Genomic DNA, 13,717 nt, shown 5'->3' on the forward strand with positions numbered 1-13,717 from the left:
CGGGGCCCTTTGGCTTCTCTGGGTTCTACTGGTCGCTCCTCATCACATCCCGGTGGGTATTGTTGGCCCATGCTGAAGAAGGTCGAGATCGAGATTGACGACGATCTGGTCCAAGAAGCGATCCGTCGCTACCGTCTGGCGGGTCCGCGAGAGGTCGTCCACCTCGCACTACGAACCCTTCTCGCCGAGGCCGGCGAGAACGGTGGTGGCGACGACGAGTACGACGAGTTCAGCGATCTCAGCGTCTGGGATCCGCACAAAGGCGGCCGTAGCGGCTGATCCCAGTGGTGCGCGACCCTCCGGCGATGATGGGAAGATCGGTGGGCGACGCACGCGATCTTGCTCGTGGTTTGGTTAGGCCACGGGGCAGGTTGTACCCTCTTTTTTGCCCGTGGCACGACCGGTCGCCTCGGGTGCACGGCCCCCTTAGCTCAGTCGGTAGAGCGTTTCCATGGTAAGGAAAAGGTCAACGGTTCGATTCCGTTAGGGGGCTCGGCGGACGCCGAGCAGGCGGGCGGCCCCGACCCAAGTCGGGTTGGGTCAGAGGCGATGTAGCTCAGTCGGTTAGAGCGAACGACTCATAATCGTTAGGTCGCCGGTTCGAGTCCGGCCATCGCTACAACACAACAACGAGATTTTTGACAGAGATTTGAGAGAGAAACCGCCATGGCTTCAAGTACCGATGTCCGGCCGAAGATCACCTTGGCATGCGAGGTGTGCAAGCACCGCAACTACATCACCAAGAAGAACCGTCGTAACGACCCGGACCGGCTGGAACTGAAGAAGTTCTGCCGTAACTGCGGTTCGCACCAGGCGCACCGCGAAACGCGTTAACCGGCCGTGCTGGACGAGTCGTTTGCGGTGATTAGGTAGGTTTTAGAGCCGTGGCCTTGACCGAAGACATCGTCGGGATGCATTTCCGGTATCCCGACCATTATGTGGTGGAGCGGGAAAAGATCCGCGAGTATGCCGAGGCTGTCCTGAACGACGACGCGTCGTTCTTTGAGGAAGGGGCGGCCGCGGACCTCGGATATAAGGGTTTGTTGGCTCCGTTGACGTTCATCAGCGTGTTTGGGTACAAGGCGCAGTCGGAGTTTTTCAAGTATGCGAACATCGAGGTCAGCGACCAGCAGATCGTCCAGGTCGACCAAGTGTTGAAGTTCGCCAAGCCAATCGTCGCCGGCGCCAAGCTCTACTGCGACGTATACGTGGATTCGATGCGGCGGGCGCATGGCACTGAGATCATCGTGACCAAGAACATCATCACCAACGAAGCCGGTGACGTCGTACAAGAGACCTACACGACCCTCGCGGGCCGTGCCGGCGAGGATGGGGAAGAAGGATTTTCTGATGCCACTGCGTGAGTTCAACTCGGTCAAGGTCGGAGACCAGCTTCCGGAGAAGACCTATCCGCTCACCCGTCAGGATCTGGTGAACTATGCCGGTGTTTCGGGCGACCTGAACCCGATCCACTGGGACGACGAGATCGCCAAGGTAGTGGGCTTGGACACCGCGATCGCCCACGGCATGCTGACGATGGGTATCGGCGGCGGCTATGTCACGTCCTGGGTCGGGGACCCGGGCGCGGTGACCGAATACAACGTGCGTTTCACGGCCGTGGCGCCCGTACCCAACGACGGCAAGGGTGCCGAGCTGGTCTTCAGCGGCCGGGTCAAGTCGGTGGATCCGGAAACCAAGTCGGTGACGATTGCCCTGACGGCAATGGCTAATGGCAAGAAAATCTTCGGTCGGGCCATCGCGTCGGCGAAGCTGGCGTAGGCAGGCAGTTCATGGCTCTGAAGACTGACATCCGCGGGATGACTTGGCAATATCCGGACTACTTCGAGGTGGGCCGCGAGCAAGTTCGCCAATTCGCGTTATCGATCAAGTGCGATGATCCGGCCAGTTTCGATGAGGCCGCGGCAGCCGAACTGGGCTACCGGGGCATCGTTGCACCGATAACCTTCGTGTCGATCTTTGCCAAACTTGTCCAGAACGATTTCTTCAGGAATGTCGACGTGGGTATGGAGACGATGCAGATCGTCCAGGTCGACCAGAAGTTCATCTTCGTCAAACCGGTGTGTGCGGGCGACAAGCTCTTTGCCCGCATGGACGTGCATTCGGTGGACGAGCGTTTTGGCGCCGACATCGTCGTCACCAAGAACACGTGTATCAACCACGACGGTGAGCTGGTTCTGGAGGCATACACCACGCTGATGGGGCACGAGGGTGACAACTCCGTCCAGCTCAAATGGGACAAAGAATCCGGGCAGGTCATCAGAACCGCGTAATTAGTATCTGACTCCTGTGCCGATGTACACTTGGACCTCGGGGTTTTCCCAACATCAGCGCGCTGTCCGTCGGTTCGCGATCGCCGACCGGAGGGCGCGCGTGTCATGTAAGCCCCGAGCACAAGCTGGTTGGCCCGCCAACCGCGAAGGGGCGTAGCTCAACTGGCAGAGCAGCGGTCTCCAAAACCGCAGGTTGCAGGTTCAAGTCCTGTCGCCCCTGCTGAAGGCAAGACGTCCGACGACGATGCAGGTCCCGATGGCCTGAGTAGGAGACGGACCATAGGTAACGTGCCATGCTGGACACTGGGAGGGTCCCCCACGGTGCCGGCGGGACGGCCGGCGGGACAGTTAGCGAACAAAGGAGCACGCGGTGAGCGACGAGGGCGACGCTGCCAACGACGCCACGAGTGACGGCGGCGCAACTGAGGACGACCGCGCCAGCGGTGGCCGGACTGCGCTGGTAACCAAATCGGCGGTGCGGCCCCAACGCCCGACCGGCAAGCGGTCCAGGCAGCGCGCGACGGCAGCCGAAGACGCCGACGACGAGCAGTCATCGACCGAGGCCCAGGCGTCCGAGGAAGGTGCCAAAAAGGACGCCAAAAAGGAAACGTCGAAGGCTGCCAAGGCCAAGAAGCCGAAGACGGCCAGCAAGCCGGCGGCGCGGGCCGCTAGCCCGTTCGTATTCGTCTACAACTACCTGAAGCAGGTTGTAGCCGAGATGCGGAAGGTGATCTGGCCCAACCGCAAGCAGATGCTCACCTACACGTCAGTGGTGCTGGTGTTTCTGGCCTTCATGGTGGCGCTGGTCGGCAGCGCCGATTTGGGCTTGAGCAAGCTCATGCTGTTGGTGTTCGGCTGAGACTTCGAAGTGATAGAGAGGACTGAAGACCGTGACTACCTTCGACGGTGACACGTCCGCGGGTGAGGCGGTCGACCTGCAAGAGCCCGGTATCCCTGCGGACGTAGAGGTCCCGGCTGAAGAGGTCGACCCGGCCGTTGCGCTCAAAGCGGAGCTGCGCAGTAAGCCCGGCGAGTGGTACGTCGTGCACTCCTACGCGGGCTACGAGAACAAGGTCAAAGCCAACCTCGAAACCCGTGTGCAGAACCTTGACGTCGGCGACTACATCTTCCAGGTGGAAGTGCCCACCGAAGAGGTGACCGAGATCAAGAACGGCCAGCGCAAGCAGGTCAACCGCAAGGTGCTGCCCGGCTACATCCTGGTGCGCATGGACCTGACCGATGATTCCTGGGCCGCGGTACGCAACACGCCCGGAGTCACCGGGTTCGTCGGTGCGACCTCGCGTCCGTCGGCGCTCACCCTTGACGACGTGGTGAAGTTCCTCTTGCCGCGGGGTGCCGCGAAGAAGACCGCCAAGGCCGCCAGCACCGCCGCCGTCGCCGAAGCGGGCGGCTTGGAACGCCCGGTGCTCGAGGTCGACTACGAAGTCGGCGAATCGGTCACCGTCATGGACGGACCGTTTGCCACCCTGCCGGCGACAATCAACGAGGTCAACGCGGAGCAGCAGAAGCTCAAGGTGCTGGTCTCCATCTTCGGCCGGGAAACACCGGTGGAATTGACCTTTAACCAGGTCTCCAAGATCTAACTGGGCAAACCAGGTCTTTAATCAGGGAAGGAACAATCGAGACGTCATGGCCCCGAAGAAGAAAGTCGCCGGTCTGATCAAGCTGCAGATCGTAGCTGGGCAGGCCAACCCGGCACCGCCAGTCGGCCCCGCGTTGGGCCAGCACGGCGTCAACATCATGGAGTTCTGCAAGGCGTACAACGCCGCGACGGAAAGCCAGCGTGGCAACGTTATTCCGGTGGAGATCACGGTCTATGAGGACCGTAGCTTCACGTTCGCGCTGAAGACGCCGCCGGCCGCCAAGCTGCTGCTCAAGGCCGCGGGCGTGGCCAAGGGCTCCGCGGAGCCGCACAAGACCAAGGTCGCCAAGGTCACCTGGGATCAGGTTCGCGAAATCGCCGAGACCAAGAAGACGGACCTCAACGCCAACGACATCGACGCCGCTGCCAAGATCATCGCCGGCACCGCCCGGTCGATGGGCATCACCGTCGAATAGGTTTGCAGCACCGACAAATCAAGACCCGTGGGAGGGCCAGCTTCGGCCTGCTTGATAACCACGACCCAACATCGGATTGGATAACACATGAGCAAGAACAGCAAGGCATACCGCGCCGCGGCCGAGAAGGTGGACCGCAGCAACCTCTACACCCCCCTGCAGGCCGCCAAGCTGGCCAAGGAGACCTCATCGACCAAGCAGGATGCGACCGTCGAGGTGGCCATCCGGCTTGGTGTCGACCCGCGTAAGGCCGACCAGATGGTGCGTGGCACCGTCAACCTGCCGCACGGCACCGGTAAGACGGCCCGTGTCGCGGTGTTCGCGGTGGGTGAGAAGGCTGACGCTGCCGTCGCCGCTGGAGCCGACGTCGTCGGCAGCGACGACCTGATCGAGAAGATCCAGGGCGGCTTCCTGGACTTCGACGCCGCGATCGCGACGCCTGACCAGATGGCGAAAGTTGGGCGCATTGCCCGCGTGCTGGGCCCGCGCGGTCTGATGCCCAACCCCAAGACCGGCACCGTCACTCCCGACGTCGCCAAGGCCGTCGCCGACATCAAGGGCGGCAAGATCAACTTCCGGGTGGACAAGCAGGCCAACCTGCACTTCGTCATTGGCAAGGCGTCCTTCGAAGAGAACAAGCTGGCGGAGAACTACGGCGCCGCTATCGATGAGGTGCTGCGGCTCAAGCCGTCGGCGTCCAAGGGCCGCTACCTGAAGAAGATCACCGTGTCGACGACCACGGGTCCGGGCATCCCGGTCGACCCGTCGGTCACCCGGAACTTCACCGAGGCCTAACCCCTCGCGCCTCCTCGCGAGCAGACACAAAATCGCACCCAAATCGCCGAGGCGATGCGATTATGTGTCTGCTCGGCGGGTAGGTCTACCCCTGACATTCGGCGATGCGCCGTTGCAGGAACCCGCGGCTCGGTTCGGAGCCGTTGGAGTCCAGCGCAACTCGATACCACCGGAGCGCCTCGGCGCCTCGTCCGGCGCGTCGCAACAGGTCGGCCCGCGCCGACGCAACCAGGTTCGAGTGGCTCAGCCGCGGGTCGTGGGCAACTTCTTCCAGCGCGGCCAGGCCGGCGTCGGGACCATCGCGGAAACCCACCGCCAGCGCGCGGTTGGCTAGCACCACCGGCGAGTCCGTCAGCTGCAACAGCCGGTCATATGCCGCGCAGATGGTGGTCCAGTCGGTGTGCTCCCAGGACGGCGCGGTCGCATGCAATGCGGCGATCACCGCTTGCGGTAGATAGGGTCCCCTGGATCCGCTGGCCCGCCGCAGCCGGTCCAGTCCACGGGCGATGCGGCCGTGATCCCATCGGGACCGGTCTTGCTCGTCGAGGGGCACCAGGGCCCCGGCCTCGTCCACCCGCGTCGCCCGTCGTGAATCATGCAGTAACACCAGCGCCGCCAGGGCATGCGTCTCCGGCTCCTGCGGCATCAGCGCGCACAGCTCTTGCGTCAGCCGGACCCCCTCATCGCAGAGCTCGTCGCGAATCGCCGACGGGCCTGCCGTCGCCCAATACCCCTCGGTGAACACCGAGTAGATGCAGCCCAGTACGTGAGGTGTGCGTTCGGGCAACAGTTCCGCGGGCGGCACCCGCAGCGGGATGTTGGCATGGCGGATCTTGTTCTTGGCGCGGGTGATGCGCTGACCGATGGCCGCATCGGTCTGCAATAGTGCCCGGGCGATCTCGGTGACGGTCAACCCGGACACCAACCGCAGCGTCAGTGCCAGTTGCGATTGGCGGTCCAGTGCCGGGTGCGCGCAGGTGAACATCATGCGCAGCTCATCGTCGCGAACCGGATGTGGGTCGCTGTGTTCGGTTCGCGCCCGGATAGCACCGATGTCGTTCACGACGTAGGCCAATTCTTTCGCGGGACGAGCGGATTCGCGTCGGAGCCGGTCTCGCGCGCGGTTGCGCGCCACCGTGACCAGCCAGCCGCCGGGACTGTCGGGTACGCCGTCCCGGGGCCAGGCGCGCAGCGCCTCGGCACAGGCTTCCTGGACGGCGTCCTCAGCGATGGTGAGGTCGCCGGACCACCGCGCCAGCGCGGCGACGGCAGATCCCCACTCCCGGCGGAAGACGCCGTCCAGGTTGGCCATTCGTGACGTCTGAGGCTAGAGGCCCGAAACGCCGGCCAGTTCTCGCACCAGCACGGTCGAGGCGGGGATCATCGAGGCCAACTTGACGGCCTCGTCCCGGTCGGCGGCGCTGAGCACGTAGTAGCCATTGGCGACCTCGGCACCTTCGACATACGGGCCGTCGGTGATGAGAACCTGGCCATCGCGCACCCGCACCGTGGTCGCGGTGGACGGCGGATGCAGGCCGGCGCCGGCCTTGATGTGCTCGCTGGCCGCCGCGCCGAACTGCTGGTGCTGTGCGGCCATTGCCTCCCACTCCGGGGTGCCGGGCGCGACCGCTCGCTCGGGCGGCTCGAGCAACAGCGCAATCCAATTGCTGCCCTGCAGTGGCTGTGTGGGCAGACCCGGCCCGGCCATCGGCCACACCTCAACCGCACCGTACTTGGCGGCCGGGATAGCACGGGCCAGTTCGAGTACCTCATCGAGGTTCTCGGCTTCGAATACGTAGTATCCGCCCGCGACCTCGGCGCCTTCGGCGAACGGGCCGTCGGTAATGACCGGCGCATTCGGGCCCCCGGTGATCTGCGCGGCATCAGCGGCGGGCAGTAGTGCGTCGCCGCCGCGGATCGCCGAGGCGGCCTGGGCATGGAACGCTTCGTAGGCCGCCATCTCGGCCGCCCCCTCGCTGGGCGTGCGGTCGCGCTCCTTGCTGATCAACAAGGCGAAGTAGTGCATTTGCGGTCACCTCCGGATAGCGAGCGAAACCCGTTGTCTCACTCTCTACCCTTTTGACGAACAAGGTGGCGGCAATCCGACACCCGCGCCCGGGTACGCAGAAATTAGGCGCTAACCGCACCCGGTTTGAGGTAGGTCACCAGGCTGCAGTCCAGCATCTCGTCGGTGAAGTAGTGTTCGCAGCCGCGCAGATACTTGATGTAGCGGTTGTAAACCTCTTCGGAGGTGACCTCGATGGCCCTTTCCTTGTTGGCCTCGAGGTTGTCGCCCCAGATCCGCAGCGTCTTGATGTAGTGGGGGCGCAGCGAAAGCGGCTCGGGGACGATGAAACCGGCCTTCTCGCCGTGTTCGACCATCATCCCCGTCGACGGCAACCGACCGCCCGGAAAGATCTCGGTCACGATGAACTTGATGAAGCGCGCCGTCTCGAAGGTCAGCTTCTTGCCGCGGGCGGCCATCTCGAAGGGGTGGTAGCTGACGCTGCTCTGGACGGTCATCCGGCCGTCCTCGGGCATGATGTCGAAGCATCGTTTGAAGAAGTCGTCGTAGTTCTCGTGGCCGAAGTGCTCGAAGGCCTCGATCGAGACGATACGGTCGACTGGCTCGTTGAAGTCTTCCCAGCCGTGCAGCCGCACCTGCCGTGAGCGGTTGGTGTCGATCTCGCCCAGCACACTCTCGCAGCGGGCGTGCTGATTCTTGGACAGCGTCAGGCCGATCACGTTGACATCGAACCGCTCGACCGCGCGCTTCATGGTGGTGCCCCAGCCGCAGCCGATGTCCAGCAGGGTCATGCCCGGCTTGAGGTCCAGCTTGTCAAGGTTGAGGTCGATCTTGGCGTACTGGGCTTCTTCGAGGGTGAGCTCCGGCGGCTCGAAGTAGGCGCAGCTGTAGATCCGGGTGGGGTCCTGGAACAGGGCGAAGAAATCATCGGAGACGTCGTAGTGCGCCTGGATGTCTTCCGAGCGCGTCCGCGTCTTCGTTGGTGTCGGCGGATTTTCAGCCATTGTCGTCCTGTTCTCCTGATGTTTCGCAGCTCCGACGCACCCGCGAAGCCTCGCCCTGACTATGCGCCCGTACGGGATTCTCGCATTAACTGGCGGCGCGGAAGGTTAGCCCGCGCCCGTACCCCTTACTGTGGCAGGAAAGTCTACTTGGCCAGAGTGAACTGGTTGCAGTCGATGTAGCCGATCCGGAATGCGCGGGCGCAGCCGGTCAGGTACTTCATGTACCTCTCGTAGACCTCTTCTGACTGGATCTTGATCGCTTCGTCCCTGCGCGCCTCCAAGGCCTCGGACCAGAAGTCCAGTGTCTTGGCGAAGTCGAGTTGCAGCGACTGCCGGCGGGTCACCTTGAATCCCACCTTGTCCGCGTGTTCCTCGACGGTCTCGATCATCGGCAACCGTCCACCCGGGAAGATGTCGGTCACGATGAACCGGATGAACTTGGCCATCTCCATGGTCAACGGGATGCCGCGCTCCATGACCTGCTTGGGGTGCAACCCGGTGATCGCGTGCAGCAGCATCACACCGTCGGCGGGCAGGGCCTGGTAGCTGAACTTGAAGAAGTCGTCGTAGCGGTGGAAGCCGAAGTGCTCCAACGCTTCGATGGTGACGATGCGGTCAACCGGCTCATCGAATTCCGCCCAGTCGCGCAGCAGGACCCGGTGGGAGCGATTGGTGTCGACCTCGTCGAGTACCTGCTGGCAGTACGCGTGCTGGTTCTTGGACAGGGTCAGCCCGACGACGTTGACGTCGTACTTCTCGACGGCCCGCTTGAGCACCGAACCCCAGCCGCAACCGATGTCGAGCAACGTCATCCCGGGCTTCAGTCCCAGCTTGTCCAGCGTCAGATCGATCTTGGCGATCTGTGCTTCCTGCAAGGTCATGCCCTCGCGCGGGAAGTAGGCGCAGCTGTAGGTCCTGGTGGGGTCCACGAACAGCGCAAAAAACTCGTTGGACAGGTCGTAATGAGCCTGAACATCGTCGAGATTGGACCGCTTACGCGAAGCGGCTACTGCTTTACCAGACATTTGTCCTCCCGATCGGGACCGACACCCTCACGAGGTGGCCATTCCCCGGCACCCTACACGCGGCGACGCGTTTCCTATGCATCTGACGGCGTTCCCGCTGGTCCGCGTCGATCCGAATCGGACCGCGACGATTCACGACTTCTCCAGGGTGAACTGGTTGACGTCGATGTAACCGACGCGGAAGCCGTCGGCGCAGCCGGTCAGGTATTTCATGTAGCGCTCATAGACTTCTTCGGACTGAACCTCGATGGCCTCGTCCCGGTGGGCTTGCAGGGCTTGGGCCCACAGATCCAGGGTCCTGGCGTAGTGCGGCTGCAGCGACTGGCGGCGGGTCAGCGTGAAGCCCGCCTTCGACGAGTGGTCGGCCACCTTCTCGATCGACGGCAACCGCCCGCCCGGGAAGATCTCGGTCACGATGAACTTGATGAACCGGGCTATCTCGAACGTCAATGGCATGCCGCGGTCGGTGGCTTGCTGGAAGGTCAGCCCCGTGATCGTGTGCAGCAGCATCACCCCGTCGCTGGGCAGGATGTTGTGGGCCAGGGTGAAGAAGTCGTCGTAGCGGTCGTGACCGAAGTGTTCGAACGCGCCGATCGAGACGATGCGGTCGACGGGCTCGTCGAACTGCTCCCAGCCCTCCAGTAGCACCCGCCGGGTGCGTGCGGTGTCCAGCTGGTCGAACGATTTCTGCACGTGGGCGGCCTGGTTCTTGGACAGGGTCAGGCCGACGACGTTGACGTCGTATTTCTCGATCGCGCGGCGCATGGTGGCGCCCCAGCCGCAGCCGACGTCCAGCAGTGTCATGCCGGGCTCCAAACCCAGCTTGCCCAGCGCCAGGTCGATCTTGGCGATCTGCGCCTCTTCCAGCGTCATGTCGTCGCGCTCGAAGTAGGCGCAGCTGTAGGTCTGGGTGGGGTCCAGAAAAAGCCGGAAGAAATCGTCGGATAGGTCGTAATGCGCCTGTACGTCATCGAAATGCGGCTTTAGCTCTTTGGCCATGACCCTGATGCCTTTCCGGGGCGAAACCGACCCTGCGGTGCGCGCATTGGCACCGGAAACGTCCCCCTAACGTTCTGGGGGGCATGTTATCCGATTCGGGGGTGGACACACGAAACCGCGAACCAGTGTGCTAAGCGCCTCCTTCGCCGCTATTTCGTCAGGGTGAACTGGCCCACGTTGACGAGGCCGCGACGGAATCGCTCGGCGCATCCGGTGAGGTAGTGCATGAAGTTGTCATAGACCTGTTCGGACTGCACGGCGATGGCCCGATCGCGGGCGGCGGCCAGGTTGGCGGCCCAGATGTCCAGAGTGTGCGCATAGTGCTGCTGCATGAGTTGGATCTGTTCGACGGCGAAACCGGCGGCCTGGGCATTGTCGACGATGTCGGATTCGGACGGCACCTCGCCGCCCGGGAAGATCGACTCCCGGAGGAACTTGAGGAACCGCAGATCGCTCATGGTCAGGGCTATGCCCTGTTCGTGTAGCCACCTGCGGTCGTAGGTGAACAGGCTGTGCAACAGCAGGCTGCCGCCGGCGGGGAGGATGTCGTAGGAGCGCTGGAAAAATGCGCCATAGCGTTCTTTTCGGAAGGCATCGAACGCCTCGAATGAGACGATCCGGTCCACCTTCTCGTCGAACTCTTCCCAGCCCTGCAGCCGCGCCTCGGCCCGCCGGTGCGTGCCGAGCGCGGCCAGCCGGTCCTGGCTGCGCTGGCAGTGGTTGCGGCTGAGGGTAAGACCGATGACGTTGACGTCATATTTCTCGACCGCCCGGACCAGCGCACCGCCCCAGCCGCAGCCGACGTCGAGCAGGGTCATCCCGGGCTCGAGGTGCAGCTTGTCCAACGCCAAATCGAGTTTCGCCAATTGAGCTTCTTCGAGGGTCATGTCGTCGCGCTCGAAGTAGGCGCAGGTATATACCCAGGTGGGGTCCAAGAACAGGCCGAAGAATTCGTCTGAAATGTCGTATGTCGCTTGGGAGTCTTCAAAATACGGTTTCAGTTCGGCCATTTGGCGCAACCTCCTGCGCCAACGGTACCGCTCGGCGGCAATCACCGAAACCGGTCGCGAGAAAGCCCTATCAGATACCGGGCGCCCTATTACGGGCTATTTGGCCTGCTCGAAGTTGCTCGTGAGGACGCCGATCACCTGGTCCCACAGTTGCCGTGGCAGGTCATGGCCCATCCCGTCGAATTCCACCATCCGGGCGCCGTTGATGGCTTTGGCGACCGCCCGCCCGCCGAAGGGGCGCATCAGCTTGTCGGCGCGTCCGTGGATCACCACGGTGGGTGCCACGGTCCGGCGGTTGTAGCCCAACAGGCTGCCACTGCCCAGGACCGCGCTGAACTGTCGGGGGATGCCCCACGGGTAGTAGCTGCGGTCGTAGTTCTCCGCGGCGTCAGCGCGAATCCACTCCTCGGTCGGTTGGTAACCCGGACTGCCGGTGATCCTGGTGACCCGCACGACGTTGTCGATGATCACGTCGCGCGGCGAGCCCGGGGGCGGGCCCTTGAGCACCGCGAGCAAGGCCCGGGGTGCCGGCGGCGGCAGAAACGGGCGATTGTTGCTGGAGAAGATGACCGCCAGCGAGTTGGTCCGCTCGGCAAATCGCGCGGCGAAGATCTGGGCGATCATGCCACCCATCGAGGCCCCGACAATGTGGGCCCGCTCGATGTCGAGGTGGTCCAGCAGCGCCGCCGCATCGTCGGCCATGTCTTCCAGCGTGTACGGCGTTTGGCTGCGCCGGCCCAGCCAGGACCGGATCAACTGCGGCATCAGGGGTTGCCTGGCGCCGGGCTGCTCCATCTTGGTGGACAGGCCGACATCGCGGTTGTCGTAGCGGATGACACGCAGGCCCTGGTCGACCAGCTTCTGGCAAAACCCGGTGCGCCACAGCAACAGCTGGGCGCCGAGGCCCATGATCAGCAGGACGGGCGGTGCGTTGATGTCGCCCATGTCCTCGTAGTACAGCTTCAGATCACCGGCGGGCCGCCGCTCGGACGTGGCCCCCGATCCGACCCCTGATTGGGCATAGCCGGTGCGGATCTGCATCGCGATTCGCTACGCCTCGACGTCGCTGGCATCGCCGCTGGCGTCGCTGGAGCCGCCCTGATGCTCGCGGCTCACCTCGACCATGAAATTGGCGAAGTAACCGGTCAGCTGCGGATCGGACATCATCTGCCACTTCGGAGCCAGCAGCTTCATGTACCGCTCGACGTAGAGGAACTGCTTGCCGATCAGCACCAGCTCGCGAGGCAGCTTGACGTCGTAGGCGTCGGCCAGCACCGAGAGCTGACGACCGATGTCGGCGTAGGACATGTCTCCCAGCGACTGCATCGTCAGCGGCGTGGCGAATTTCTCCAGATCCTTGGCGGCCTGCGCCTCGGGCTTCATCGTCCCGACGGCGCCCATCAGCACCACGATCTTGCCGGCCGCGGCGTGGTCCTTCTTCACCAGCAGCGCGTACACCAGCTCACGCAGCAGCCATCGGGTGCGCGGATCGATGCGGCCCATGATGCCGAAATCGAAGAAGACGATGCGGCCTTCCTCGTCCACGTAGAGGTTGCCCGCGTGCAGGTCGCCGTGGAACAGGCCGTGTCGCAGCCCGCCCTCGAACACGCTGAACAGCAGCGCTTTGACCAACTCGGTGCCGTCGAAGCCGGCCTTGCGGATGGCGGCGACATTGTCGATGCGGATGCCGTGCACCCGCTCCATCGTCAGTACCCGTTCGCTGGTGAAGTTCCAGTGCACCTGTGGCACCCGGATGTTGCGGCCCAGCGGGGACGCGTGCAGGTGTGCGACCCAGGCATCCATCGACTGCGCCTCGAGACGAAAATCCAGCTCCTCGGCGAGGTTGTCGGAGAAGTCGGCGACAACATCCTGAGCCGAGAGCCGACGGCCCAATTTCGCCAGTTCGACGGCCTGAGCAAAGCGCTGCAGGATTTGCAGATCGGCGGCCACCCGGCGGCGGATGCCCGGGCGCTGGATCTTGACCACCACCTCCTCGCCGGTCTTGAGCGTCGCGTAGTGGACCTGCGCGATGGAGGCCGACGCGAAGGGCTCTTCTTCGAAAGCGGCGAACAGTTCGGCCGGTTCGGCGCCGAGCTCCTCGACGAACAGCTTGTGCACCTGGTCGGTATCGGCCGGCGGCACCCGGTCCAGCAGTCCGCGGAATTCCCGCGACAGTGACTCCCCGAACGCTCCCGGGCTGGACGCGATGATCTGACCGAACTTGACGTAGGTCGGGCCCAGGTCGGCGAACGTCTGCGGGATCTCCTTGATGATCTTCTGCTGCCAGGACGAGGCGGATCCCTTCCCCGGCAGCTTCGTGACGAAGCGAGCCGCGGTGCGGGTGACCTGCCAACCAGTGACGGCTACCCGGGCCGCTTCGACCGGCAACGGCACCCGGTCCAGCTTGGCCACCTCACGGTGTTTGGTAGTAGTCATTTGAGCAGTGTGCCAAATCGACAGTGTCAAGTCACAATTGTTGTGAGTCCAT

At 63.6% G+C, this 13,717-nt stretch carries 17 protein-coding genes and 3 tRNA genes; 12 read left to right on the forward strand and 8 right to left on the reverse strand.

Translation table 11 applies throughout. The features are described from left to right. Positions 1–69: 69 nt before the first annotated feature. From CCUG20998_RS04565 to rplA, 12 genes are all read left to right on the forward strand, one after another. Entirely contained in the window at positions 70–279 is a 210-nt protein-coding gene (locus CCUG20998_RS04565) for a type II toxin-antitoxin system VapB family antitoxin (RefSeq protein WP_012392884.1), read from the forward strand. Positions 280–420: 141 nt separating this feature from the next. After that, positions 421–493: transfer RNA gene (locus CCUG20998_RS04570), tRNA-Thr, on the forward strand. A gap of 52 nt (positions 494–545) precedes the next feature. Further along, positions 546–619: transfer RNA gene (locus CCUG20998_RS04575), tRNA-Met, on the forward strand. A 47-nt stretch (positions 620–666) separates the two neighbouring features. Further along, positions 667–834, forward strand: coding sequence for a 50S ribosomal protein L33 (rpmG, locus tag CCUG20998_RS04580; RefSeq protein ID WP_011738995.1), 168 nt, complete (start codon positions 667–669; stop codon positions 832–834). A 50-nt stretch (positions 835–884) separates the two neighbouring features. Then, positions 885–1,364, forward strand: a complete 480-nt coding sequence (hadA, locus tag CCUG20998_RS04585) for a (3R)-hydroxyacyl-ACP dehydratase subunit HadA (protein ID WP_038578879.1) — start codon at positions 885–887, stop codon at positions 1,362–1,364. Beyond that, positions 1,351–1,779, forward strand: a complete 429-nt coding sequence (gene hadB / locus CCUG20998_RS04590; RefSeq protein ID WP_020731892.1) for a (3R)-hydroxyacyl-ACP dehydratase subunit HadB — start codon at positions 1,351–1,353, stop codon at positions 1,777–1,779. Before hadA ends, hadB begins: the two co-directional genes overlap by 14 nt. 11 nt (positions 1,780–1,790) lie before the next feature. After that, positions 1,791–2,291, forward strand: coding sequence for a (3R)-hydroxyacyl-ACP dehydratase subunit HadC (gene hadC / locus CCUG20998_RS04595; RefSeq protein WP_020731893.1), 501 nt, complete (start codon positions 1,791–1,793; stop codon positions 2,289–2,291). A 147-nt stretch (positions 2,292–2,438) separates the two neighbouring features. Next, positions 2,439–2,511, forward strand: a tRNA-Trp gene (locus CCUG20998_RS04600). Positions 2,512–2,661: 150 nt separating this feature from the next. Continuing rightward, positions 2,662–3,150: a preprotein translocase subunit SecE gene (gene secE / locus CCUG20998_RS04605; protein WP_020731894.1), complete on the forward strand. Its 489-nt coding sequence runs from the start codon at positions 2,662–2,664 to the stop codon at positions 3,148–3,150. Between the two features lie 31 nt (positions 3,151–3,181). Further along, on the forward strand, positions 3,182–3,895 hold the full coding sequence (gene nusG / locus CCUG20998_RS04610) for a transcription termination/antitermination protein NusG (protein ID WP_012392887.1): 714 nt from the start codon (positions 3,182–3,184) through the stop codon (positions 3,893–3,895). 46 nt (positions 3,896–3,941) lie between these two features. Then, on the forward strand, positions 3,942–4,370 hold the full coding sequence (rplK, locus tag CCUG20998_RS04615) for a 50S ribosomal protein L11 (protein WP_020731895.1): 429 nt from the start codon (positions 3,942–3,944) through the stop codon (positions 4,368–4,370). Between the two features lie 87 nt (positions 4,371–4,457). After that, complete coding sequence (rplA, locus tag CCUG20998_RS04620; protein WP_020731896.1) at positions 4,458–5,165, forward strand: 50S ribosomal protein L1; 708 nt, start codon at positions 4,458–4,460, stop codon at positions 5,163–5,165. A gap of 85 nt (positions 5,166–5,250) precedes the next feature. Here rplA and CCUG20998_RS04625 read toward each other — a convergent pair whose 3' ends face one another. The 8 genes from CCUG20998_RS04625 to CCUG20998_RS04660 all read right to left on the reverse strand — a co-directional run bounded on the left by CCUG20998_RS04625 (position 5,251) and on the right by CCUG20998_RS04660 (position 13,665). Further along, positions 5,251–6,477: an RNA polymerase sigma factor gene (locus CCUG20998_RS04625; protein ID WP_020731897.1), complete on the reverse strand. Its 1,227-nt coding sequence runs from the start codon at positions 6,475–6,477 to the stop codon at positions 5,251–5,253. Positions 6,478–6,492: 15 nt separating this feature from the next. Beyond that, complete coding sequence (locus CCUG20998_RS04630) at positions 6,493–7,191, reverse strand: YciI family protein (RefSeq protein WP_020731898.1); 699 nt, start codon at positions 7,189–7,191, stop codon at positions 6,493–6,495. Positions 7,192–7,295: 104 nt separating this feature from the next. Continuing rightward, positions 7,296–8,195 (reverse strand): hydroxymycolate synthase MmaA4, encoded by a 900-nt coding sequence (mmaA4, locus tag CCUG20998_RS04635; protein WP_020731899.1) that lies wholly within the window; start codon positions 8,193–8,195, stop codon positions 7,296–7,298. 143 nt (positions 8,196–8,338) lie between these two features. Continuing rightward, a complete protein-coding gene (mmaA3, locus tag CCUG20998_RS04640; RefSeq protein ID WP_038578887.1) occupies positions 8,339–9,220 on the reverse strand; it encodes a methoxy mycolic acid synthase MmaA3 in 882 nt (293 codons plus the stop codon). 132 nt (positions 9,221–9,352) lie between these two features. After that, positions 9,353–10,219 carry a cyclopropane mycolic acid synthase MmaA2 gene (gene mmaA2, locus CCUG20998_RS04645; RefSeq protein ID WP_020731901.1) on the reverse strand — a complete coding sequence of 289 codons (867 nt, stop codon included), beginning with the start codon at positions 10,217–10,219 and terminating at the stop codon, positions 9,353–9,355. Between the two features lie 149 nt (positions 10,220–10,368). Continuing rightward, the gene (gene mmaA1 / locus CCUG20998_RS04650) at positions 10,369–11,229 is read right to left on the reverse strand and encodes a mycolic acid methyltransferase MmaA1 (RefSeq protein WP_020731902.1); all 861 of its coding nucleotides are present in this window, start codon (positions 11,227–11,229) and stop codon (positions 10,369–10,371) included. Positions 11,230–11,325: 96 nt separating this feature from the next. After that, the gene (locus CCUG20998_RS04655; protein ID WP_099052690.1) at positions 11,326–12,174 is read right to left on the reverse strand and encodes an alpha/beta fold hydrolase; all 849 of its coding nucleotides are present in this window, start codon (positions 12,172–12,174) and stop codon (positions 11,326–11,328) included. 105 nt (positions 12,175–12,279) lie between these two features. Beyond that, entirely contained in the window at positions 12,280–13,665 is a 1,386-nt protein-coding gene (locus CCUG20998_RS04660) for an ABC1 kinase family protein (RefSeq protein ID WP_020731904.1), read from the reverse strand. Positions 13,666–13,717: the final 52 nt, after the last annotated feature.

This window comes from Mycobacterium marinum, assembly GCF_003391395.1.
Classification (GTDB): Bacteria; Actinomycetota; Actinomycetes; order Mycobacteriales; family Mycobacteriaceae; genus Mycobacterium; species Mycobacterium marinum.

Excerpts from the sequence above, each read along its gene's own strand:
- mmaA1 (WP_020731902.1), bottom strand. The coding sequence starts at position 11,229 with ATGGCCGAACTGAAACCGTATTTTGAAGACTCCCAAGCGACATACGAC.
- mmaA3 (WP_038578887.1), bottom strand. The coding sequence starts at position 9,220 with ATGTCTGGTAAAGCAGTAGCCGCTTCGCGTAAGCGGTCCAATCTCGAC.
- CCUG20998_RS04625 (WP_020731897.1), bottom strand. The coding sequence starts at position 6,477 with ATGGCCAACCTGGACGGCGTCTTCCGCCGGGAGTGGGGATCTGCCGTC.
- CCUG20998_RS04660 (WP_020731904.1), bottom strand. The coding sequence starts at position 13,665 with ATGACTACTACCAAACACCGTGAGGTGGCCAAGCTGGACCGGGTGCCG.
- hadC (WP_020731893.1), top strand. The coding sequence starts at position 1,791 with ATGGCTCTGAAGACTGACATCCGCGGGATGACTTGGCAATATCCGGAC.
- mmaA2 (WP_020731901.1), bottom strand. The coding sequence starts at position 10,219 with ATGGCCAAAGAGCTAAAGCCGCATTTCGATGACGTACAGGCGCATTAC.
- rpmG (WP_011738995.1), top strand. The coding sequence starts at position 667 with ATGGCTTCAAGTACCGATGTCCGGCCGAAGATCACCTTGGCATGCGAG.
- rplK (WP_020731895.1), top strand. The coding sequence starts at position 3,942 with ATGGCCCCGAAGAAGAAAGTCGCCGGTCTGATCAAGCTGCAGATCGTA.
- hadB (WP_020731892.1), top strand. The coding sequence starts at position 1,351 with ATGCCACTGCGTGAGTTCAACTCGGTCAAGGTCGGAGACCAGCTTCCG.
- CCUG20998_RS04565 (WP_012392884.1), top strand. The coding sequence starts at position 70 with ATGCTGAAGAAGGTCGAGATCGAGATTGACGACGATCTGGTCCAAGAA.
- CCUG20998_RS04630 (WP_020731898.1), bottom strand. The coding sequence starts at position 7,191 with ATGCACTACTTCGCCTTGTTGATCAGCAAGGAGCGCGACCGCACGCCC.
- CCUG20998_RS04655 (WP_099052690.1), bottom strand. The coding sequence starts at position 12,174 with ATGGGCGACATCAACGCACCGCCCGTCCTGCTGATCATGGGCCTCGGC.
- rplA (WP_020731896.1), top strand. The coding sequence starts at position 4,458 with ATGAGCAAGAACAGCAAGGCATACCGCGCCGCGGCCGAGAAGGTGGAC.
- mmaA4 (WP_020731899.1), bottom strand. The coding sequence starts at position 8,195 with ATGGCTGAAAATCCGCCGACACCAACGAAGACGCGGACGCGCTCGGAA.